A 20450-nucleotide genomic window follows, 5' to 3' on the forward strand; every position below is an offset into this window, starting at 1 on the left:
ATGTACTTCGTTTCATCGATGTAAACGCTTTGCGGACCCGCCGGATCGCACCGCTACCGGCCGGCTGGGGTGGGGTCGGGGAAGTTGCGCTGAGGGCAGGTGTCGGGCCGGGCCGGGTCGTAGCGGTGCAGGGCGACCGCGATGCCACCGGCGGGCACGCTGGTCACCGGAGCGGTGTCCGAGATCATCACTACGCCGTGCCAGCCGGTGTATCCGGCGCGGTAGAGCGTGCAGTTGCCGACGATCCGCATCCCCGGCACGGCCACGGACTGGGCGCGGGTGCGCAGGAACGTGCTCGGGTCGTAGGGGTTGCTCTGCAGGAAGTAGAAGCCCGTGTCGGGGGTCGTATTGGCCCAGAACATCTCCCCGTGGGTCAGGTACATGTCGAAGACGTTGACCACGTCCCGGCTGTCGAGCCAGGCGAAGGCCAGATCCGGGTCCCCGGGACCGCTCACCCCGTCGTTGGCGGCCGCGGGCAGCACGATCTTCCCGGTGGCCTGCCGCCACTGCACGTACGGGCTGTACCCGGTGATCCGGGTCGCCTCGGCCCGGTAAGCGCCAAGGCCCCGCAGGTGGGAGTTGACCGCGATGAACTCGGTCCGGCCCGTCGGGTAGGTGCTCGACGCCAGCCACGGGCCGGTGGCTTCCGACAGGCTGACGTTCCAGTTGTCCGGCGAGTAGACGGCCACCGCCGACCAGGCGGGCCGGCCGGTGGCGAGGTCGTACACGGTGCTGGCCTTCGGCCGCTGGATGGCGCCGTCGGGCAGCGGCGCCGCGTACGCCGGCGATGGCAGCAGCGTGACCGCCATCGCGCCGCACAGTGCGGCGGTCAGCGCGAACCGTCGGAAGCGGGCGGGTCTGTCCATGGTGGCTCCTGGATGCCGCGTCGGGTGTTGGCCGACCCAGTGTGGGTCGGCTGCGCCGCCGGGACACCGGCAGCGTCGGGCACCCGACCTCGGCTCGCGATCGTTCGGCCCGCGCGCACGCGAGCCGCGGCCGTACATACCGGCTGCGCACCGCCTCTCCCACAGCGGTGAGACGCAGAGACGGACGTTCGCGAGGTCGCGCGCGTCGAACAGCATCCGGTTCACCGGGGCTCGATCTTTCGGCGTACGCCGAATCGCTGTGTCCGCCCGTCACGGCACTGCTGAGATCGTCCTGTGCGCAGTCGCGACCGGACACGGCGACGACAGTGCACGGGCGCGACGGGCGGCGGCGTCCTCGAAGGACGACGGGGGAGGACGCCGCATGTCCGTGGCTTCGGCCGGGCCGCCCTCAGCCGGCCTGTTCACCTGCCTCGAGCAGGGTGAGGCCGGCGGCCGTCACCACGTAGAGGACCGTACGGCCGTGGCGGCTGCGGGCCAGCAGGCCCGCGGCGTGCATGATCCGCAGGTGTTCCGACACGGTGGCGTTGGACATGTCCAGCCGCCGGGACAGCTCAGTGGTGGTGGCGGGCTCGCGCAGCATGTCCAGCAGGCGGGCCCGGGACGCCCCGAACAGGGCCGCGAGCGGCCCGTCCGCGGAAGCACCGCGCTCCCACAGCGTGGCCGCGGCGCGCGCCGGGTAGACGGCGAACGGCGGGGAGTCGGCGTGCAGCGTCCACAGCACCTTGCGGTCGACGAAGACGCTCGGCATCAGCGGCAGCCCGCGTCCGCGCAGGTCCAGGTCGACGTCCCACGGGTCGTCGGACTCGATGCCGTCGGTGTCCCAGCGGACCGTCGGGTGCAGCGTGTCGAACAGCCGCCGTACCCCACCCTCGGCCAGCTGGCGGGACCGGTAGGCGATGTCGGCCTCCAGCACCCCGCGCATCCGGGTCCAGTGTGGTGCGACGGCGAGCCGGTGCCATTCGCGCGCCGCCGCGACGAGGTCGGCCAGCAGCCGGGTCGGGTCGTGGGCCAGCGCGGCCGCGGTGCGCGGGCCCAGCGGCAGCCGCCTCGTGGTCGCCGCCAGGTCGGCGGCGACCACCTGCGGCGAGGTCGCCGCGACCACCGCCAGCTCGTCCTCGAGTTCGGCGGACGGCCCCGGCGGAGGCGGGGTCAGGAAGTCGGGAAGCCAGGCGCGGGGTCGGGTGAGCTCGGCCAGCAGGGCCATGGCGTCGGCGAGCGCCGGATCCGGGCGCAGCTGCCGGGCGGCGCGGATCCAGCCGAGGTGGATGGCGTGCCGGCCGCCGGACGCCAGCGCGAAGTGGCTGCGCACCGTCTCCCACAGCGGGGAGATGCAGAAGCGGATGTCGGCGGCGTCGCTGACGCCGAACCGGATGCGGCTCACCGTGGCCCGACCTTTCGTCGTACGCCGAATTGATGGGTCAGTCCCCCACCGTACTGCTGGGATCGTCGTATGCGACGACCACGTGTCACCGACGACGACCTGATCGAATTCGCCGTCGAGCTGGCCGCGAACGCGGGCGAGCTGTCCGCCGGACTCTTCCTCGCCGGCTCACCACGACGGTTCAAGGAGGACGGCAGCGAGGTGACCGACGCCGACGTGCGGGTCGAGGAGCTGGTGCGGGCGGCGGTGGCACGGTACGCGCCCGACGACGGCCTGCTCGGCGAGGAGACCGGGGAAAGCGCGGGCCGTTCCGGGCGGCGGTGGGTCTGCGACCCGATCTCAGGCACCGCCTACTTCACCCGGCGGATGCCGCTGTTCGCCAACCTCATCGCGTACGAGGACGAGCACGGCCCCGCCGTGGGCGTCATCAACCTGCCGATGCAGCAGGAGATGGTGGTCGCCGCCGCGGGGCGCGGCTGCCGGGTGCTCACCGGCGGGCAACGCCGATTCGGCGCGGGCCGCCGCGTCGAGGTGGACCCCGCCGACGTCGGCAAACCGCTGCTGCTCGCCGCCAACCAGCACACCTGGTCGGAGGAGTTGCTGGTGGCGCTGCACCGGCGGGCCACCGTGGTCGGCGCGGTGCACCACGCCGCGGTGCACCTGGTCACCGGGCGGGTCGACGGGTTCGTCATGACCCACCAGGGGTACGACGACCTCGCTCCGCTGCCGGTGATCCTCGCCGAGGCGGGTGCGACCGTCACCGACCTGTCCGGCGACCCGGTCCTGACCGGCGACGGCTCAGCCCTGGCCGCTTCCCCCACCCTCCACCGGCACCTGCTCGAAACCACCACAGCCATCAGGAATGGAGGCGCACCTTATTACCGGAATCCGTAGTACCGGGTGCCGCTTCGTGCGTTCTGTATGACTTCTGTCAATGGGTCCGGAGATATTAAGAGGATAGTGATGCGCACGGGTTGCATCATTCTGACCCGTCCAGGCACTTTCCCCCGGAAAGGCCAGATCATGAAGCGTACCGTCAACGCACTGCTCACCGCAGGGGCAGTGCTCGCATCTGTCCTGCTACCCACGGCGGCGACAGCCGCCACGCCGCACTCCTCCACCGCCGCGCACCATTGCGGATCGGTGCGGCCCGCCACCGACTTCTACGCCGCCGGCCGAGTCGCCACCGTGCTACTGACCGTGCCGAACAACCCGTCCTGCAAGACCATCAGTGTCTCGCACCTCAAGGACCCGACCGACCCGTCGGACCGGTGTCAGGTATTCCTGGTCATCTTCTACCCCACGGACGGCAGTGAGCCCATCGCCACCGAGCCGGTGAACGCCTGCTTCCACGGACCCCGCTCCCGCCCGGTGGTCCTGGCCACCGCAGTACCCGACGGGTCGCAATACCGCGTGCTGTACCAGATCGACTACCTGATCCAGCACCTCACGTTCAAGGTCTGGCACTGACCACCCGGGGTGGTCCGATGCCACACTCCCGCTCCTGAATCACGGTGCCGACCGGCAAGTCGCCGGTCGGCACCACCGCCGTGCACGCTGGGCCACTCATCACTCCAGCGGCACGCAGACGTGCTCGTGGAGGCCGAAGCGGTGCGGGCAGCCTGCGACAGGCCGCCAACCTGCTGTCGGCCGGGAATTCCGGGCCGTGAAGGGCAGCCACGCCCACTTAAGGAGCGCCGCACCGCCCGATGTCACCGTGCCGGCCATCGCCAGTCAGCGCACGGGGTCGGCAGCGACCAGGTCGCGCAAGGCGTCCTCGACTGCCCGGCAGAAGGTGGGATAGGCGTAGATCATGCTGTTCAGCACCGACAGTGGCGTGCCCGCGTGGATGGCCAGCGTCAGCAGTCCGAGTACCTCACCGCCTGCAGGACCGGCAGAGACGGCTCCGACCAGGACGTCTCGGTCGGCGTCGGCGATCAGGGTGATGAAGCCCTCGTTGCCGACGTGGTGGATGAAGCCGCGCGCGGATTCGGCGATGTCTGCGCGACCGATCCGCACTCGTACGCCCTGCTCGGCTGCCTGAGCCTGGGTCAAGCCCACCGCCCCGATCTCCGGATCGACGAACACGCAACGCGGCACGGCCCGGTAGTCGGCAGGTTCCACGGCAAGGCCCAGGATGTCGGCGGCGGCGATACGTGCCTGGTAGGTCCCGACATGCGTGAACTGCCCGTGGCCGGTGATGTCGCCGACCGCCCATACTCCCGGCGCTGCACGCAGACGGCCGTCCACGTCGACGGTCTCGGCTCGTGGATCGAGGCCGATCGCATCCAGCCCGAGGTCGGTCAGATTGGCAGCCCGGCCCGTAGCGATCAGCAGACGCTGCGACGCCACGGTGCCGCCGTCGTTCAGCGTCACCGTGAAGCCCGCGTCACGATGCTCCACCCGGTCGACGCGTGCCCCGGTCAACACGCGGACGCACTCAGCCACCAGGGTCCGCTCCGCGAACGCCGACACCTCCGGATCCTCGCGGTCCACCAGCCTGTCGGCCGCCTCGATGATCGTCACGTCCGCGCCGAACCGGCGAAGGATCTGGGCGAATTCCAGCCCGACCGGTCCGCCGCCGAGCACCGTGACCGATCGCGGAACCTCAGTGAGCTCGGCCGCGTCCCGGTTGGTCCAGTACGGCGTGCCCGCGAGGCCGTCGATGTCGGGCACGGCAGGGCTGGTCCCGGTCGCCAGGACCGTCGCACGCGCCGCGAACGACCGGGTCTGGCCGCGGTCGCCGGTGACCAGGACCCGGCCACCTTCCTGAAGCCTGCCTGTCCCCCGGACCAGACGGATCCCCTTACCGGTGAGCTCCGCGGCCTTCCTGCTGTCGTCCCAACAATGTGTCGCCTGGTCACGGATCCGCCGCGCGACCACCGCCCAGTCGGCCTCGACCGCGCTGCTTCCAGCCAGCTCCGGCACCCGACGCGCCTCCGCCAGCGCGTCACCCGCGCGCACCATCATCTTCGTCGGCACGCACGCCCAGTTGGCGCACTCCCCACCGATCAGGCCCTGCTCCACGGCCAGCACCGACAGCCCCGCATCGCGCAGCCGATGGGCGACCGCCATACCGGCCACGCCCGATCCGACGACCACAGCGTCCACCTGCTCATCCATGCCCGGAATGTGCCCCGAGCGGCCTACGGCAAACCGCCGCGACCGAAGGTCCGTAAGCCGTATCCGCTTCGTGGCCGTCCGAAGTGTTCCAGCACGGCATCGCTGCCGCTGCCGCTGTCGCACCCGTGCCCGCATCGTGAACGCGGGTCCTGCACCGCCGCCGCATCGGCGGTGCAGGACCTGGTGGCGGAAAGGCAGACGCCATGGCCGGGGGTTTCGGGACGTCACGAGCGGTATCGCGCTCACCTGGCAGGCCAGGCACCTGCACTGATCACGGCTGACGCGCCCGGTCATCGACCGGGCGCGTCAGCGTGCGGCTGGGTGTCGCGTCGACACCTCCTGTCGGGACGTCAGCAGAGGCCGTCACATCCGCTGCCGGCGGGAGGCGGACCGGCGTCCTTCGGGCTGGGCAGGCCGGGGTGGCCCTCAGGCTGGGCCTGGGTGATCCGCTTGGGCTCGGCCAGCAGGAAGAGTTCGCCGACCGTCCCGTCGATCAGCATGATCGTGGGCGGATTCTGCGGGTTTTCCGGATCTTCCTCCATGCCGGGGGCGTTCCAGCCCTCGACCACGTTGATCGCCGCACCGCGCAGGCGCAGCACGCCGTCGACCATCTCCTGCGTCACCATCGAGTTGTACGCCTGCTCGGGATCGACGTACTCGGTGGTGTCGGGGTAGTTGGTGCACTGCTTGCCGCTTGCGTCGCAGACGGCGGTGTTCGTGGTCTTGGAGGTCGCGCCGCTGGAGGAGGTCGACTCGGTGACGGTGACGGTGACCGTGCCCATGACCTTGCCGTCCCCGTCGCGGACGTAGTCCGTGGTGGTGGTCGTGGTCGTCGACGACCCGTCCTTCTCCTTGCGGTGCTCCACGTCCTTGGACTGCAGCAGATTGCCGTCGCTGTCGAGGACGTCCTCGTTGCTGTAGGTGACCTCGGTATTGCCCTCGTGGACGGTCCCGCCGTGCTTGACGATGGTGCCCGCCTTGTCACCCTCCTTGTCGGTGATCTTGATCCTGACGCCCCTGTCGATGGGCGTGGTGGTCCGCGTGGAACCGTCGCCGTAGGTGTCGACGGTGTTGCCCCACCAGTCCTTCTCGCTGTTGACGATCCCGCCCCCGAACACATGGTTCCGGGGATCCTTGGCACCTGCGCTGATCAGGCTGGCGTCCATGCCGTTGACCCGGGTGCCCGGCGGAGTGCCGTCCGGCTTGATCCCGTCGAGGCCGATGGAGAAACCGCTGCGCTCGGCCGAGATGCCGAACTTGCTCAGCTGGTCACCGGAGATGCCCATCCGGGTCAGCGCATCAGCGCGCTCGTGGAGCGGGAACGCCCCCAGCGGGTCGACGCCCAGCGCGTCGCGCGCCTTGATGATCTCTGCGGGGAACGCCACCAGGGAGGCCAGGCCGTACTCGAACGACGGCAACTTCCGGTCGATGAGCAGCTCGGCGATCAGCTCCAGGCCCGGTCGGCTGGCCGGGTCGTACGGGTCGGTGCCGGCCTGCAGCTCGTCGGCGTCGCAGACCCCGTCGTGGTCGGAGTCCACCACTGACCAGGCGATGTAGCAGGCTGTCGGGTCGCACAGCCGGAGCGTGCTGTATTTCCTGGTCGGCTCCTCCACCGCGCCTGCCGGAGCGACCACGCTAGCTGTCAGCGTGACGAACACACCGGTCGCGAGACCGGCGCCGAACAGTTTTCGCATCATGCGCGCAGGATCCCACCGGACCCCGCGGACCTCGGCTCTCTGTCCGCAAGGTGCCAGACATGCTGGTGGAATCCCTAGTGCTGCGGGCGTGGGCATGGCTCGCATACGCTGCGGGGCCCAGCTTAAGGAGAGCCGTGCAGTACTCCGCCCTTTCCGATCATCACACCACCCGGACCGTGGTCTACAGCACCGTCGGCTTCCTGCTGGTCGCCGCGATCACGTATTACACGCAGGACGGCGACCTCACCCTGGCCGGGTACATCCTCGGCTGCTACCTGTTGGCCCTGGGTCTGCTGCACGCCGGAGTGCAGGCGGTGGCCACGGTGCTGGAGGAGCACGAGAACTGGCGCCGCCGCACGGACCAGGCCACGCGCCGGGACAGCTGAACGCGCGGCAGGATGCGAGGTAACCCCGCCGTCGATGGATCTGCTGTCCCGACGCGGGTGCCAGCCGGTGGCGCTGAGACGGTCGCACGCGGACAGGACCGGGTCCGAGCCGGTCAGCCGGCCACCTGGAACGACGAGCCGGCGGTCTCCCCGCCCTCGGGCGCACTGGCCAGGCAGTACAGCAGCCACGTGTCCTGGCCGACCTGGATCGGCCAGGCCTCACGCCGCCAGTTCCCGGTCGCGGAGGCGTCCCGGCTGCGCTGCGCCACGGCCTGCGCCGAGCAGAGGGCGGCGACGTCCGTGCGGCCCATCAGCTCGTCCTGGCGCAAGAACTGCGCCTCGGCCGGCAGGGTGCCCACGACGACGGTCTCCCAGTCGTGCGGCTGGTCGCAGGCGATCCGCTTCGGCTTGTGCGCCGTGCCACCGGTGGCAGTCAGCCCGCCCCAGCACTCCGGCGCAGGCGGGCACGCGGCCGCGCCGCATGCGACGTATCCCGCGGGAACCTGCGGCCCGGTCGTCGTGGCCCCGTCCGGTGCCGTCCACTGGGCGAGCGTGTCCGAACCCCACACCGCCCAGGCGGCCAATCCTCCGCTCGCGAGCACGATGAGCGCCACTGCCGCCGCGGCGAGCACGGGGATCCGGCGACGCGCGGAGATCCTGCTGGATTCGTGGCTCCTGCCGGTGTCGGCACACGGGCGTGAACCCCGGGCAGGGGCCGCCGCTTCGGGGGCTGCGTCGCCCAGCGCGTCGAGGGCAGCCTCGGCCAGCGCCGCGGCCGACGGCCAGCGCTGCTCGGGATCGACCGCGAGTGCCCGTTCGACCAGCGCGGCGACGGGCGCCGGCACGTCGGCGTCCAGCGGCGGCGGCGGCTGACCCACCCGCTGTATGGCGACCGCGAACGGATTGTCGCCGGTGAAGGGGCGGTGCCCCGTCAGGCACTCGTAGGCCACGACGCCCAGCGCGTAGACGTCGCTGCGCGGCTCGGCGGGCCGACCGAGCACCTGCTCCGGGGCCAGGTACGACGGTGTGCCCAGGATGCCGCCCGGCGTGGTCAGCGAGGTGCGGTCCGGCGTCCGGGCGATGCCGAAGTCCGTCAGCACGATGGCTCCGTCGAGGCGTACCAGCAGATTGCCGGGTTTGACGTCGCGGTGCACCATGCCGCGGTCATGCACGGCCTGCAGCGCCTCGGCGGTCTGTGCGACCACGGCCAGGGTGGACTCGACGGTCAACCGGCCGTGCCGGGCGAGGGTGCGCGACAGCGGCTCGCCCTCGATGTGCTCCATCACCAGGTACGCGCCACCGGCGTCGCCCTGGTAGTCGTGGATGGTCACCACGCCGCGGTGGCGGACACCGGCCATCGCACGCGCCTCGGCGAGGAACCGGCGGACGAAGCCGGGATCGTCGAGCAGGCCGGGCAGCACCGTCTTCACCGCGACGACCCGGCCGAGCACCGTGTCGCTCGCCCGCCACACCTCTCCCATGCCGCCGGCGCCGATCCGCTCGTCCAGCCGGTAACGGCCGCCGAGCAGCGCTCCTGGTCGGTGCATGGCCTGCCTCGCTCCTCGCGGTGATCGGGTCGCCCGCCGACGATAGCGTCGCGCCCCGACACCCCGCCGCCACCACCGCATCGTGAGAACGGACAGGCGCCTGGGCGCGCATGCGTGCCGTCGCCACCAGCGCCGGTGCTGCGACCACGAGCAGTCGCGCTAGTGCAGGAGTGCCAGGAAAGCCGCGATCAGTTCCTTGGCGATCGTCATGAGCCCGATCACGAGGCCGACCGCCACCGAGGCGGTCTGTAGCCGGTCAGGTGCCCGCGAGGCTGGTGCGGCCGCAGGCGCAGGCGACGCTGTCGTCGTCAGTGAGGGCATGACCGCAACGGCGGCCGGCACCGCCGGCGTGGTCACCGCGTCCGCGGGCGGGTGAGGCTGCGCCGGTGCTGCGGGTGGCTGCGGTGATGGCTCCGGCGGCGCGAGGTGCGACGGTGGTTCGTCAGCCTGCTTGGGCACGGGTGCCGTCGGCGGGACGACGGTCTCGGATCCGACCGTCCGGCCGGTGCTCGACTCCTTCCGCGGCAGGCCGCCCACCATGCTCGGCCACCAGCCGGCCACCCCGAAGGCGAGCGCCGCCACTGCTCCGAGGAGCATCGCGCCGATCACCGCGACGTGATGAATGCTGGTGGCGTACACGGGGTACGAGTCGAAGCCGGCGTACACGGTGACAACCGCGCCCAGGACGCCCGCGACGGCGGTGATCGCGCGCCGTACGCCGCTCGTCCCCGCGCTGGTGGCGGCGGCGCCGGCAGCCAGAGCCACCGCGCCGAAGGCCGTCGCGAACACCCGGAGCACCAACTCCTCGTCACTGCCGAGATACGGCAGAAGCGCGACGCCGAAGCTGGCCAGGGCGAGTAGTCCGAGGGCGCCGCTGAGGCCCGCCAGGCGGAAGCCGTACGCCAGCAGCAGGACGCCGACCCCCGCCACCGAGATGGCCAGCGCGACCAGCGACACCGGGGTCACCCAGGAACTCGGTAGCCACCACCACACCTCATGGTGCGTGACGACCACGGCAAGCCCGGCGAGGAACAGGGCGCCGCCGGTCACCCGGACCGCAACCTCCCCGCCGGCGGAGGCCACCAGCAGGCTACCGGCGGCCAGCGCCAGCAACGCGAGCGCCGCGACCACCCCGCCGTCGCCGCCGCTCTGGTCGATCCGCCAGCCGGTCAACAGGCCGAACACCGCGAGCAGGACCACCCCCAGCCCGACCCATACCCGACTGACCACGCCCGCCTCCAGACACAGGGTGTGCACTATTGAGACAGTCAGTCTTTCGGGCTTGCGGCTGCCGGACAAGACACCGTTCGGCGGGCGGCGTCGTCGATCAGGCGTCGCGCTGACACATCACCCGGTGGAGCGTGAGGATGTGGGCATGAGTTCAACGCATCCCGTCGTCGGCCCCGGACCCGAGTCGTCCCCTGATCACCGATACCTGCTCGACAACGCCCGGGTGGAGGCGGGCGAACGGTTCACCTGGCTGGCCGAGCTGTTCGACGGTGTCACGTGCGGGCACTTCGACCGGCTCGGCGTGCAGGCGGGCCGGCGCTGCTGGGAAGTCGGCGCCGGAGGCCCCAGCATTCCCGAGGCACTCGCCACGGCGGTCGGGCCGACCGGTCACGTGCTGGCCACGGACATCAATCCGGCCTGGTTGGACCCGCGCGGCGGGTACGAGGTGCTGCAGCACGACGTCGTCGGGGACCCGCCGCCGCAGCCGGGCACCTTCGACCTGGTACACGCGCGGCTCGTGCTCGTTCACGTGCCCGACCGTGCCCGGGCGCTGGCGAACATGGTGGCCGCGCTGCGGCCCGGCGGCTGGCTGCTGGTGGAGGATGCCGACACCGAGCTGCAGCCACTGGCCTGCCTCGATGAGGTCGGCCCGGCGCAGCGGCGCGCCAACCGGCTGCGGCGCGCCGTGCGTGAGTTGATGACCCGCCGCGGCGCCGAGCTGCGCTACGGCCGTACCCTGCCGCGGGCGTTGCGTGCGGCGGGCCTGGTCGATGTGGCGGCAGCCGGCTGCTTCCCGGTCGGCGGGACAGCCTGCGCCCGGTTGGAGGCCGCGACGGTGCGCATGGTCCGCGCCGAGCTGCTCGCGGCCGGGCTGGCCGACGACGCCGAGATCGACGCGCACCTGGCCGCTGTCGACGCCGGCGAGCTCGACCTCACCCTCGCGCCGCTGATCTCGACCTGGGGACGCCGCCCAGGCTGAGCAGCCTGCCCGAAGTTCCGCAGGTAGGTGGCGGCAGCCAGGGTGAGGTCTATCGGCGCTGCGGCGGCCTGCGCCCGACACGGCATCGACATCAGTCGTTGACATGTGACGTCTTATGTCGCTAACGTTTCACAGTCGCAATGCGACATGCGGCCCCGGGCAGAGGGCCGCTCTTCACAGCCGAACCCGCTGGTGAAAGCAAAACCGGGCCACCCGCGGTCGCCCGCACACCCGAACTCCCCGCCGCAGCAACGATGGGTTCCCTGTCAGCTCGGCTGTCGGGGCCCGCCGGTCGGGCGGGCCGACGTCGGCCTGCCACCGACGACGCCGCTATCACCGGAGTCCGGTCCAGGCTCCGCCTCGGCGCGGCATGCACCGCCGATGACACCCGGGTCCATCCATGGAGCCGCCGCGGCGGCGCCAACCGGCAATGGACCATCCGTAACTGATCAGACGTGTCGAGGCCGCCGCCCGGATGGCACGACATACCGCTCCTGCTTTGGAGGACACATGACAGAGCTATCACGAAGGCGGGTACTCGGGGCTGCGGTTGCCGGAGCTGGGGCGGTGTTGGCGCCAGCGGCATGGAGCGCGACCGCCTCGGCCGGCGCGGCAGCGCCACCCCAGGTACTCGCGGCCAATGACCTTGCCCTCTGGTATGACGAAAGCGCCGGGACCGACTGGCTGCGCGCGCTGCCCATCGGCAACGGACGCCTCGGCGCCATGGTGCACGGCAACACCGACACCGAACGGCTGCAGCTCAACGAGGACACGGTGTGGGCCGGCGGCCCGCACGACTACAGCAACCCGCAAGGCGCCGGCGCTCTGGCGGAGATCCGGCGCTTGGTCTTCGCCAACCAGTGGAGCCAGGCCCAGAGCATGATCGACCAGAACATGCTCGGCCGGCCCGCCGGTCAGCTGGCTTACCAGACGATCGGCAACCTGAACCTGGTCTTTCCGGCAGGAACGTCGTCGCAGTACAGCCGCCACCTGGACCTGACCACCGCCACCACCACGGTCTCCTACACGCAGAACGGTGTCCGGTATCAGCGTGAGGCCTTCGCCAGCGCGCCGGACCAGGTCGTCGCCGTGCGCCTGACGGCTGACAGGCCGGGGTCCATCTCGTTCACGGCCTCATACTCCAGCCCGCAGCGCGTCACCATGTCCAGCCCGGACAGCACGACGATCGCGGTGGACGGCCGGTCCGGAGACCAACGAGGTGTCGCCGGTTCGGTGCGTTTCGTCGCGCTGGCCAAGGCGATCGCCACCGGAGGCAGCACCAGCAGTTCGGGCGGCACCCTGCGGGTGACCAACGCCGACAGCGTGACACTGCTGATCTCCATCGGGTCCAGTTACGTCAACTACGCCAACGTCAGCGGCGACTACCTGGGTATCGCCCGCGCCCGGCTGAACGCGGCACAGGCAACGGCCTATGACACGCTGCGCAGCCGGCACGTGGCCGACTACCAGGCGCTGTTCGGGCGGGTCACCCTCGACCTGGGCCGCACTTCAGCGGCAGACCAGACCACCGATGTCCGGATCGCCCAGCACAACTCGGTCAGCGACCCGCAGTTCTCCACGCTGCTCTTCCAGTACGGCAGATATCTGCTGATCTCGTCCTCGCGGCCAGGCACCCAGCCGGCCAACCTGCAGGGCATCTGGAACGACTCACTGACCCCGGCGTGGGAGTCGAAGTACACGCTCAACGCGAACCTGCCGATGAACTACTGGCATGCCGACACCACCAACCTGGCGGAGTGCTTCGAGCCCGTATTCCGGATGATCAACGACCTCACGGTCACCGGCGCCCGGGTGGCACAGGTGGAGTACGGAGCCGGCGGCTGGGTGACCCACCACAACACCGACGCCTGGCGGGGCGCCTCGGTGGTGGACTTCGCGGCGGCCGGCATGTGGCAGACCGGTGGCGCCTGGCTGGCCACCATGATCTGGGATCACTACCTGTTCACCGGCGACACCACCTTCCTGCAGCAGAACTACCCGGCGATGAAGGGCGCCGCACAATTCTTCCTGGACACCCTGGTTCAGGAGCCGACCCTGGGATTCCTGGTCACCAACCCGTCGAACTCCCCCGAGCTGAACCATCACTCCGGCGTCAGCGTGTGCGCCGGTCCCACCATGGACAACCAGATTCTGCGTGACCTGTTCAACGGGGTGGCCCAGGCCGGCCAGGTGCTCGGCGTGGACAGCGACTTCCGGACCAGGGTCCTGGCCACCAGGGACCGGCTGCCCACCACGCGCGTCGGCTCCCGCGGCAACATCATGGAGTGGCTGCAGGACTGGGTGGAAACCGAGCAGTACCACCGGCACGTCTCCCACCTCTACGGCCTGCACCCCAGCAACCAGATCACCAAGCGAGGCACGCCGGCTCTCCACAACGCGGCACGGCGGACCCTCGAGCTTCGCGGCGACGACGGCACCGGATGGTCGCTCGCCTGGAAAATCAACTACTGGGCACGGCTGGAAGAAGGCGCCCGCGCCTACAACCTCATCCGCCTGCTCGTACGGACCGACCGGCTGGCGCCGAACATGTTCGACCTGCACCCGCCGTTCCAGATCGACGGCAACTTCGGCGCCACCTCCGGCATCGCCGAAATGCTGCTGCAGAGCCACAACAACGAGCTGCACGTGCTGCCCGCACTTCCGTCGGCCTGGCCCAGCGGCAAGGTGACGGGCCTGCGCGGCCGCGGCGGGTACACCGTGGATGCGACGTGGAGCGTGAGCCAGGCCGACGAGATCGTCATCAAGGCCGACCGCGCCGGCACCGTCAAGCTGCGCAGCCGCGCCCTGACCGGAACCGTTCAAGTCGTCGACACCACCACCGGAAGCGCCGTCACGCCGACCAGACCGGAAACCGACGTCCTCGCCTTCACCACCCAGGCCGGACACACCTACAAGGTGACCGTGACCCAGAAGGCCGTCGACGGGGCGACCGTGTACGCCGAGGTTAACTATGCCGGGGCCGGCGCGGCGCTCGCGCCGGGCGACTATTCAGCCGCTGCGCTGCAGTCGCGGGGCATCGGCCTGCGGGCCATCTCCTCGGTGCGCGTCTCCTCGGGATACCAGGTCATCGGCTACGCCGGCGACGGCTTCACGGGCACCAGCTGGACCATTCCGGCCGACAACGCCGACCTGCGCAACACCGGCAACAACGACGCCATCGCCTCATTGAAAGTCGTGACGGCGACCAGCCCGATCCCGACGGGATACGTGCGGATCGCCAACGGCACGACCGGACTGGTGCTCGACAGTGGGGGCAATGTCGCGTCGGGTGCGAACGTGAAGCAGTGGAACTGGGACGGATCGACGAACCTGCAGTGGCAGTTCGTCGATCTGGGCAGTGGCTGGTACCGGATCGTCAACCGCACCAACGGGATGGTCGCCGACAGCTGGGGCAACGCCGCCAACGGGGCGCCGTGCCGGCAGAACGCCTGGAACGGCGGAGTCAACCAGCAGTGGCGGCTCAACTCGACGGGCAACGGCCGCTACCAGATCATCAACCGCGGCACGAACACCGCGCTGGACGGTGCGGGCAACACGACGGCCGGGTCCGTCTGCGCAATGTGGGCGCCCAACTCCAACACCAACAACCAATGGACCATCGTGGCAGTCTGACCCCGACGAACCGGTAATGCTCGGGCCGGATGGCTGCCTGGCGTGGGTGCGCACCGCGTCAGGCAGCCGCTCAGCACGCCACGGATGCTGCGCGAGCAGTCGTGCCCACAAGCCTCGCCAGCGCACCGGGCCGCACGAGATCCGTCTGGAACTCGACGCCACCCACCCCCGCCAGCACAGTTTGTATGACGTCTGACGTCTACGAACGTCGTTCAGTGCTCGCCGCCGCCTCCCTCGACCTGATCCTCCTGGCGGACGGCCCCGAAGGGCGTGTCCGGTGCCTGCCGACACCGGACACGCCCGAGCGATCAGCGAACGGGGTGGTGGCTCAGTAGCCCATCCCCTAGCGCTGCAGCGTCAGCACGCCCGGCCGCCACGGCAGCAGGTTGTAGTCGCCTCCCGCGTTGGGGTCTTTGCCCTGGTAGAGGAGCTGCAGGTTGCACGGATCGATGGTCTTGGTCTGGTCGGGGTTACTGCGGACCAGGTCACCGTGGCTGATGTCGTTGGTCCAGGTGGCACCGCTGTTGGCCTTGCCGGCGAAGGGATTGCTCTCGGTGGCGGCCTGCGGGGTCCACGAACCGCCGAGGCTGGTGGACGTGAACGAGCGGAAGTAGCGCCCCTGGCTCCCGATCGCCTCGACGATCATCAGGTACTGGTTCTGGCCCTGCACCTTGTAGACCTCGACCCCCTCGAACAGGTTGTTGGTCGAGTCGGTCATGATCGTCGTGTAGGTCGAGCCGAAGCTGCCCGGGAAGTTCCCGATCGGCATGCTCGACCGGTAGATCTTGCCGTTGTCACCGGCGAAGAACAGGTACATGTTCTGGTCGTCGCCGGTGAGGGTCTGGTCGATCACGCCGTACGGGGCGTCGGGAAGGCTGGCGGTGGACAGCGTCTGTGGCCCGGACCAGCCGTTGGCATTGCTCGGGTCGTTCGACGTCTTGTAGCTGAACGACGTCGGCCCCCACTGGTACGCCAGCACCCAGATGTTCTTGGGGGCGAAGTACAGCAGCGTCGGCGCCACCGTGCCCTGGCTCATGCCGGTCTGGCCGGCCGAGGCCATGTCGGACCAGTTCGTGAACAGGCTGAAGTTCATCGAGCCGTAGGAGCCGCCACTGTTGACGTTGGATCCGTAGACCAGGTGCTTGCCGTTGTAGACGACGTTGGTGAAGTCCTTGAGCGAGACCCACCCGTTCTGCGGGTTCGTCAGCGCGCCGGTGGACGTCCAGCGGTACGTCGACGGCAGCGCGCAGCCACCCGGGGGCGGCGAGGACGGCGGCGGCGCGGACGGGGAGGGCGAGGCGCTGAACGTCGTCCGCCACTGCTGGTTGGTCTGCGCGTGGCAGTCGTACAGCTGGATCTGCTGTCCGTTGCCGGTGCCCCACACGTCCAGGCACCGGCCGGACTGAACGCCGCTGATGGTGCCGTTGGAGTTGACGTTCCACTGCTGGTTCGTCTGGCCGTTGCAGTCCCAGATGATGACCGCGGTGCCGTTCGCGGTTGCGGCGCCGTTGGCGTCGAGGCACTTGCCGGCGTACACCCTCAGCTGCTTGCCCGCGGTGTACGTCCACTGCTGGTTCGACGCCGTGTTGCAGTCGTAGAGCTGCACCCGGGTGCCGTTGGTCTGCGTCGCGTTGGGCACGTCGACGCACCGGCCGGACTGCACCCCGACGATCCTGCCAGTGCCGCCCGGCGTGGAACTCCCGGTCGGCGAAGGGCTCGGGTTGACGGCGTTGAGGGCGTTGAGCACGGACGTGTAGGCGGCTTTCTTGTTCCCGCTGCCGTCGAACAGCAGCGGGCTCTCGCTGGAGCGCCAGGAGTCGCTGTCGCGTACGCCCCACACCGTGATGCCGATGCAGCGCGCCACGTTCATGCACGCCTGGGTGAGCCCCGCGTACTGGCTGGTGGAGGCGTTGGTGACGTCGACCTCGGTGAGCGCGACGTCGACCCCGAGGGCGGCGAAGCTGCTCAACGTGGTCTGGAAGTTGCTCGGCAGCGAGCTGCCACCGGTGAAGTGGGTCTGCAGCCCGACACAGTCGATCGGCACGCCCCGGGACTTGAAGTCCTGGATCATGCGGTAAACGCCCTGGGTCTTGCCGTAGCTCCAGTTCTCGATGTTGTAGTCGTTGTAGCAGAGCTTGACACCCGGGTCCGCCGCACGAGCCGTGCGGAAGGCCACCTCGATCCAGTCGTTGCCCGTGCCCTGCAGGTTCGACGACCGGCGGCTGCCGTCCTCGTTGAACGCCTCGTTGACGACGTCCCACGCCGCGAGCTTGCCCCGGTAGTGGGCCATCACACCGTTGATGTGATCGATCATCGCCTGACGCAGCGCGCTGCCATTGAGGCTCTGCATCCACCCCGGCTGCTGCGCATGCCAGGCCAGCGTGTGGCCTCGCACCTTCATGCCGCGCTGGGTCGCCCAGTTGTAGATCTGGTCACCGGAGTTGAAATTGAACTGGCCGCGCTGCGGCTGGGTGGCGTCGGGCTTCATCTCGTTCTCGGCCGTCACCATGTTGAACTCACGGGCGGCGATCGTGGTGTACGCCGAGTTGCCGAGTCGGCCGGCCGCGATCGCCGTGCCGAAGTACCGGCCCGACTGCGCGGCCGCCGCACCCAGCGTGCTCTCCGCCGCTTCCGCCGACGGCATCATCACGGTGGCCGTGGCCACGGCCGCGACAGCGGCCGCGCCGGCGACCAGCGCTCTGGCGATGAGCAGTCTCTTCCGCCGGGTTCCGCCACCGTGGACGGAGGGGCTTGTAGCCACCTTGGCCTCCTTTTTCTGGCGAGCGCCCGGGCCGTCTTGGCGGGACTGCCCGGACGTTCGTGTCGAGATTTAGCAGCGTCGATGCTGCCACCACACTCATGTTTCAGGCAATGACTTTCGGAAAACTTCCGGAAACAGATCTTGCACAGGAAGGCAGATAAGTGCAGGTGGATAGGGATTAGACACGAGGGAAGCACTGAACGTGGCACCGCTACTCGGGATGCGGCTGGCGAAAATTCCGCGACCGTGTGACACCGAGCTTCATAACAGTTTTCGGTAGCTCCATTGCGGACTGGCGCCGGCAGCTTCTGGGACTGCAACGGCCAGGACAACCGGCAATGCAGCACCGGCGGCGGAACGCGGGTCGGCGTGGCGCCGCTGGTGTCAGACGAGGCTGTCGGCGCCAGGGCCACCGAGGTGCCGGACGAAGAACCGGATCGAGCTGTCGATCTCGAAGGACGGGACTCGGAAGTGGCTGCCGGGGTTGGCGTGCAGGGTCTTCTCAGCGGAGCCGAGTGCGGCGAACAGCTTCATGACGGAGTCCCGTGGATTGCCTTCATCGTCCCACTGCAGCACGAACTCGACCGGGATCGTGATCCGCGCCGCGGTGTCGGTGAGCCAGTCGCTGCCGATGAGGCCGAGGACCGCGGCCGTGATCCGGGGTTCGGCCGCGATGAGGCGTATGCCCATCTCGCCGGCCTGGGACAGGCCGTAGTACCCGACGGGTCGGCTGTCACCGACGGGGTCCAGTCTCTGGAGCGCGTCCAGGGTGGTCTGCCAGTCGGGTATGAGCTGCGACGCCACGGTTTCGTTGAGGGCGGGCCACGCCGGGCCGAGGGGCTCGCCCGCAGTCTCTCGTTCCTGGATGAGCTCGACGGAGCCGCCGGATCTCGGAGTGGTCCGGCCTGTCACGGGTGCCCGGCGCATCGATCGCGGCGACCGCGAAACCGCACGAGGCGACGTAGGGAAAGGCCCGGGAGACGACCTCCCACCCCTTCTTGTGCTGGCCGCCGCAGTGCCCGACCAAGACCAGCGGACGCGGACCGGAGCCCTCGGCGGGCGTCCAGAGCACCCCGGGGATTTCCCCGATACTGAACCGCTGCTCGCGGATCCCGTCAGCGACGGTTTCTGAGGTGATGCGCACAGCAGGATTACATCGGCATCCCCGCTGACACGGCGAGTCGGTTATCCGGGGCTCGGCGGGCGCCGCTGTCGCGGGACGCCGGTCACGGGCATCTGTCCGGCAACCTCTGGCCACCGTTATACCATTGATTCGGCGAATCCACACTTATCGGACATAGATACTGGTATCGCAGAGCTGGCCAGCGGCCGGGCGCCGTCGGCGGTCATGGGTTCGTCACCGCACCGATGCACCTTGGAGGAACGTATGGTTCCCGTACGGCATCTGACCGCGACCATCGACGGACAGCAGCTGTTCTACCGTGAGGCCGGTCCGGCCGACGCACCGACGCTGGTGCTCCTGCACGGATTCCCGACCAGTTCGCACATGTTCCGCAACCTGATCCCCGCGCTGGCGGACCGCTACCACGTCATCGCACCCGACCACCTGGGCTACGGCCAGTCCGCACAACCGCCGGTGACGGAGTTCGACTACACCTTCGACGCCCTGGGCAGCCTCACCGCCGGGCTGCTCGACCACATCGGCGTCGACACGTTCGCGATATACGTCCACGACTACGGCGCGCCCATCGGCTGGCGCCTGGCGATGCGCACGCCCGACAAGGTGACCGCGATCATCACCCAGAGCGGCAACGCCTACCTGGAAGGCTTCGTCGAGCCCTTCTGGAAAGGCCTGTTCGCCTACGCCCAAGCACCCAGCGCCGAGACGGAGCCGGCTGCGCGCAAGGTGCTGACCCTGGACGCCACCCGCTGGCAGTACCTCAACGGCGCAGCCGACCCCAGCCTCGTCAGCCCCGACAACTGGCTCCACGACCAGACGCTGCTCGACCGGCCTGGCAACGACCTGATCCAGTTGAAGCTCTTCCATGACTACCCGACCAACATCGACGGGTACCCGAAGCTGCAGGAGTACTTCCGCAGCAGCCAGGTGCCCCTGTTGGCGGTCTGGGGCGCCAACGACGCGATCTTCGGACCTGACGGCGCACGCGCATTTCAGCGCGACCTGCCCGACGCCGACATCCACCTGCTCGACGCGGGACACTTCGCGCTCGAGACCCACCTCGACGCCATCACCGGCTACATCCGCGGCTTCCTCGGCACCGTACCGGCCAAGAACTGAGAACCTGGTGCCGCGTCGCGAACGTCGATGATCCCGAAGCCGGCCCAGGGGTCAAGAAACCGGCAGCGCGATGCTGTCGATCGCGGCGTCGGCGATGCGGTTCCTGGTCTGCACGTCGGCTCCTGCCTTGGCGAGCGCTTCGGGCGTCGGCTCCCCCCACGGGTCGCCTCGCTCCCCCAACGCGGGCACGGCGTGGCGGGTGTGCAGCACGCCGATGGTCGCCACCGCGGGCGTCGTCGCCGACAGCTCGAACACGTCCACCAGAGCCGGGGCGGTTCGCCAGCCGCCGGCTACCGACCGCCACCCGCTCTGGTCCGCCGCGCCGCAACCGGTCACCTGGCAGTAGACCGCGTCCTTGTCCTGCCAGAGCAGGACCTGACGAATCCCGGCGGCCTGATGGATGGCGCTGGCGGCAACCTCGCCGAACGCGGTGCACAGCCGTGACAGTCCTTCACCGCTCAACCCGAGGCTGCGCGCCGCGACCGAGATCGCCTCGCATAGGCCATCGAGATCGCAGTTGTCCAGCAGCTTCTCTTCCACATAGATGCCGTGCAGGGTCGTGAGCC

15 protein-coding genes are annotated in these 20450 nt (G+C 69.7%); 6 read left to right on the plus strand and 9 right to left on the minus strand.

Features of this window, described 5'->3' with window-relative positions; all coding sequences use genetic code 11:
- Positions 1-53: 53 nt before the first annotated feature.
- Positions 54-866 carry a hypothetical protein gene (locus F6W97_RS13655; RefSeq protein ID WP_155370681.1) on the minus strand — a complete coding sequence of 271 codons (813 nt, stop codon included), beginning with the start codon at positions 864-866 and terminating at the stop codon, positions 54-56.
- Positions 867-1275: 409 nt separating this feature from the next.
- Positions 1276-2268 carry a helix-turn-helix domain-containing protein gene (locus tag F6W97_RS13660; RefSeq protein WP_155370682.1) on the minus strand — a complete coding sequence of 331 codons (993 nt, stop codon included), beginning with the start codon at positions 2266-2268 and terminating at the stop codon, positions 1276-1278.
- 69 nt (positions 2269-2337) lie between these two features.
- On the opposite strand from F6W97_RS13660, the gene F6W97_RS13665 reads away from it, so the two are divergent.
- Both F6W97_RS13665 and F6W97_RS13670 read left to right on the plus strand, forming a co-directional pair.
- Positions 2338-3162 (plus strand): inositol monophosphatase family protein, encoded by an 825-nt coding sequence (locus F6W97_RS13665; protein ID WP_155370683.1) that lies wholly within the window; start codon positions 2338-2340, stop codon positions 3160-3162.
- 129 nt (positions 3163-3291) lie between these two features.
- Positions 3292-3738, plus strand: coding sequence for a hypothetical protein (locus tag F6W97_RS13670; RefSeq protein WP_155370684.1), 447 nt, complete (start codon positions 3292-3294; stop codon positions 3736-3738).
- A 264-nt stretch (positions 3739-4002) separates the two neighbouring features.
- Here F6W97_RS13670 and F6W97_RS13675 read toward each other — a convergent pair whose 3' ends face one another.
- A complete protein-coding gene (locus F6W97_RS13675; protein WP_155370685.1) occupies positions 4003-5391 on the minus strand; it encodes a dihydrolipoyl dehydrogenase family protein in 1389 nt (462 codons plus the stop codon).
- A gap of 350 nt (positions 5392-5741) precedes the next feature.
- Positions 5742-7088 carry a thrombospondin type 3 repeat-containing protein gene (locus F6W97_RS13680; protein WP_155370686.1) on the minus strand — a complete coding sequence of 449 codons (1347 nt, stop codon included), beginning with the start codon at positions 7086-7088 and terminating at the stop codon, positions 5742-5744.
- A 134-nt stretch (positions 7089-7222) separates the two neighbouring features.
- Between F6W97_RS13680 and F6W97_RS13685 the strand changes: the two genes are divergently transcribed.
- Positions 7223-7474 (plus strand): hypothetical protein, encoded by a 252-nt coding sequence (locus F6W97_RS13685; RefSeq protein WP_155370687.1) that lies wholly within the window; start codon positions 7223-7225, stop codon positions 7472-7474.
- A 113-nt stretch (positions 7475-7587) separates the two neighbouring features.
- Here the strand turns inward: F6W97_RS13685 and F6W97_RS40625 are convergent, their stop codons facing one another.
- Both F6W97_RS40625 and F6W97_RS41230 read right to left on the minus strand, forming a co-directional pair.
- Positions 7588-9021, minus strand: a complete 1434-nt coding sequence (locus F6W97_RS40625; RefSeq protein WP_230686658.1) for a serine/threonine-protein kinase — start codon at positions 9019-9021, stop codon at positions 7588-7590.
- A gap of 159 nt (positions 9022-9180) precedes the next feature.
- Positions 9181-10320: a hypothetical protein gene (locus F6W97_RS41230; protein ID WP_155370688.1), complete on the minus strand. Its 1140-nt coding sequence runs from the start codon at positions 10318-10320 to the stop codon at positions 9181-9183.
- A 76-nt stretch (positions 10321-10396) separates the two neighbouring features.
- Here F6W97_RS41230 and F6W97_RS13700 point away from each other — a divergent pair, with 76 nt between their 5' ends.
- Together F6W97_RS13700 and F6W97_RS13705 are read left to right on the plus strand one after the other, a co-directional pair.
- Positions 10397-11230, plus strand: a complete 834-nt coding sequence (locus F6W97_RS13700) for a methyltransferase domain-containing protein (RefSeq protein ID WP_155370689.1) — start codon at positions 10397-10399, stop codon at positions 11228-11230.
- A 510-nt stretch (positions 11231-11740) separates the two neighbouring features.
- Positions 11741-14863: a glycosyl hydrolase family 95 catalytic domain-containing protein gene (locus F6W97_RS13705; protein WP_155370690.1), complete on the plus strand. Its 3123-nt coding sequence runs from the start codon at positions 11741-11743 to the stop codon at positions 14861-14863.
- Between the two features lie 343 nt (positions 14864-15206).
- Here the strand turns inward: F6W97_RS13705 and F6W97_RS13710 are convergent, their stop codons facing one another.
- Together F6W97_RS13710 and F6W97_RS40635 are read right to left on the minus strand one after the other, a co-directional pair.
- On the minus strand, positions 15207-17624 hold the full coding sequence (locus F6W97_RS13710) for a non-reducing end alpha-L-arabinofuranosidase family hydrolase (protein ID WP_155370691.1): 2418 nt from the start codon (positions 17622-17624) through the stop codon (positions 15207-15209).
- Positions 17625-18008: 384 nt separating this feature from the next.
- Positions 18009-18428 carry an alpha/beta hydrolase gene (locus F6W97_RS40635; protein ID WP_230686659.1) on the minus strand — a complete coding sequence of 140 codons (420 nt, stop codon included), beginning with the start codon at positions 18426-18428 and terminating at the stop codon, positions 18009-18011.
- A gap of 583 nt (positions 18429-19011) precedes the next feature.
- Here F6W97_RS40635 and F6W97_RS13720 point away from each other — a divergent pair.
- Positions 19012-19884: an alpha/beta fold hydrolase gene (locus F6W97_RS13720; protein WP_155370692.1), complete on the plus strand. Its 873-nt coding sequence runs from the start codon at positions 19012-19014 to the stop codon at positions 19882-19884.
- A gap of 51 nt (positions 19885-19935) precedes the next feature.
- On the opposite strand, the gene F6W97_RS13725 is transcribed toward F6W97_RS13720, so the two are convergent.
- The gene (locus F6W97_RS13725) at positions 19936-20424 is read right to left on the minus strand and encodes a hypothetical protein (protein ID WP_155370693.1); all 489 of its coding nucleotides are present in this window, start codon (positions 20422-20424) and stop codon (positions 19936-19938) included.
- Positions 20425-20450 lie beyond the last annotated feature (26 nt).

Source organism: Catellatospora vulcania, from assembly GCF_009720385.1.
Taxonomy (GTDB): Bacteria; Actinomycetota; Actinomycetes; order Mycobacteriales; family Micromonosporaceae; genus Catellatospora; species Catellatospora vulcania.

Excerpts from the sequence above, each read along its gene's own strand:
- F6W97_RS13655 (WP_155370681.1), bottom strand. The coding sequence starts at position 866 with ATGGACAGACCCGCCCGCTTCCGACGGTTCGCGCTGACCGCCGCACTG.
- F6W97_RS13665 (WP_155370683.1), top strand. The coding sequence starts at position 2,338 with ATGCGACGACCACGTGTCACCGACGACGACCTGATCGAATTCGCCGTC.
- F6W97_RS13670 (WP_155370684.1), top strand. The coding sequence starts at position 3,292 with ATGAAGCGTACCGTCAACGCACTGCTCACCGCAGGGGCAGTGCTCGCA.
- F6W97_RS13675 (WP_155370685.1), bottom strand. The coding sequence starts at position 5,391 with ATGGATGAGCAGGTGGACGCTGTGGTCGTCGGATCGGGCGTGGCCGGT.
- F6W97_RS13680 (WP_155370686.1), bottom strand. The coding sequence starts at position 7,088 with ATGATGCGAAAACTGTTCGGCGCCGGTCTCGCGACCGGTGTGTTCGTC.
- F6W97_RS40625 (WP_230686658.1), bottom strand. The coding sequence starts at position 9,021 with ATGCACCGACCAGGAGCGCTGCTCGGCGGCCGTTACCGGCTGGACGAG.
- F6W97_RS13700 (WP_155370689.1), top strand. The coding sequence starts at position 10,397 with ATGAGTTCAACGCATCCCGTCGTCGGCCCCGGACCCGAGTCGTCCCCT.
- F6W97_RS13705 (WP_155370690.1), top strand. The coding sequence starts at position 11,741 with ATGACAGAGCTATCACGAAGGCGGGTACTCGGGGCTGCGGTTGCCGGA.
- F6W97_RS13720 (WP_155370692.1), top strand. The coding sequence starts at position 19,012 with ATGGTTCCCGTACGGCATCTGACCGCGACCATCGACGGACAGCAGCTG.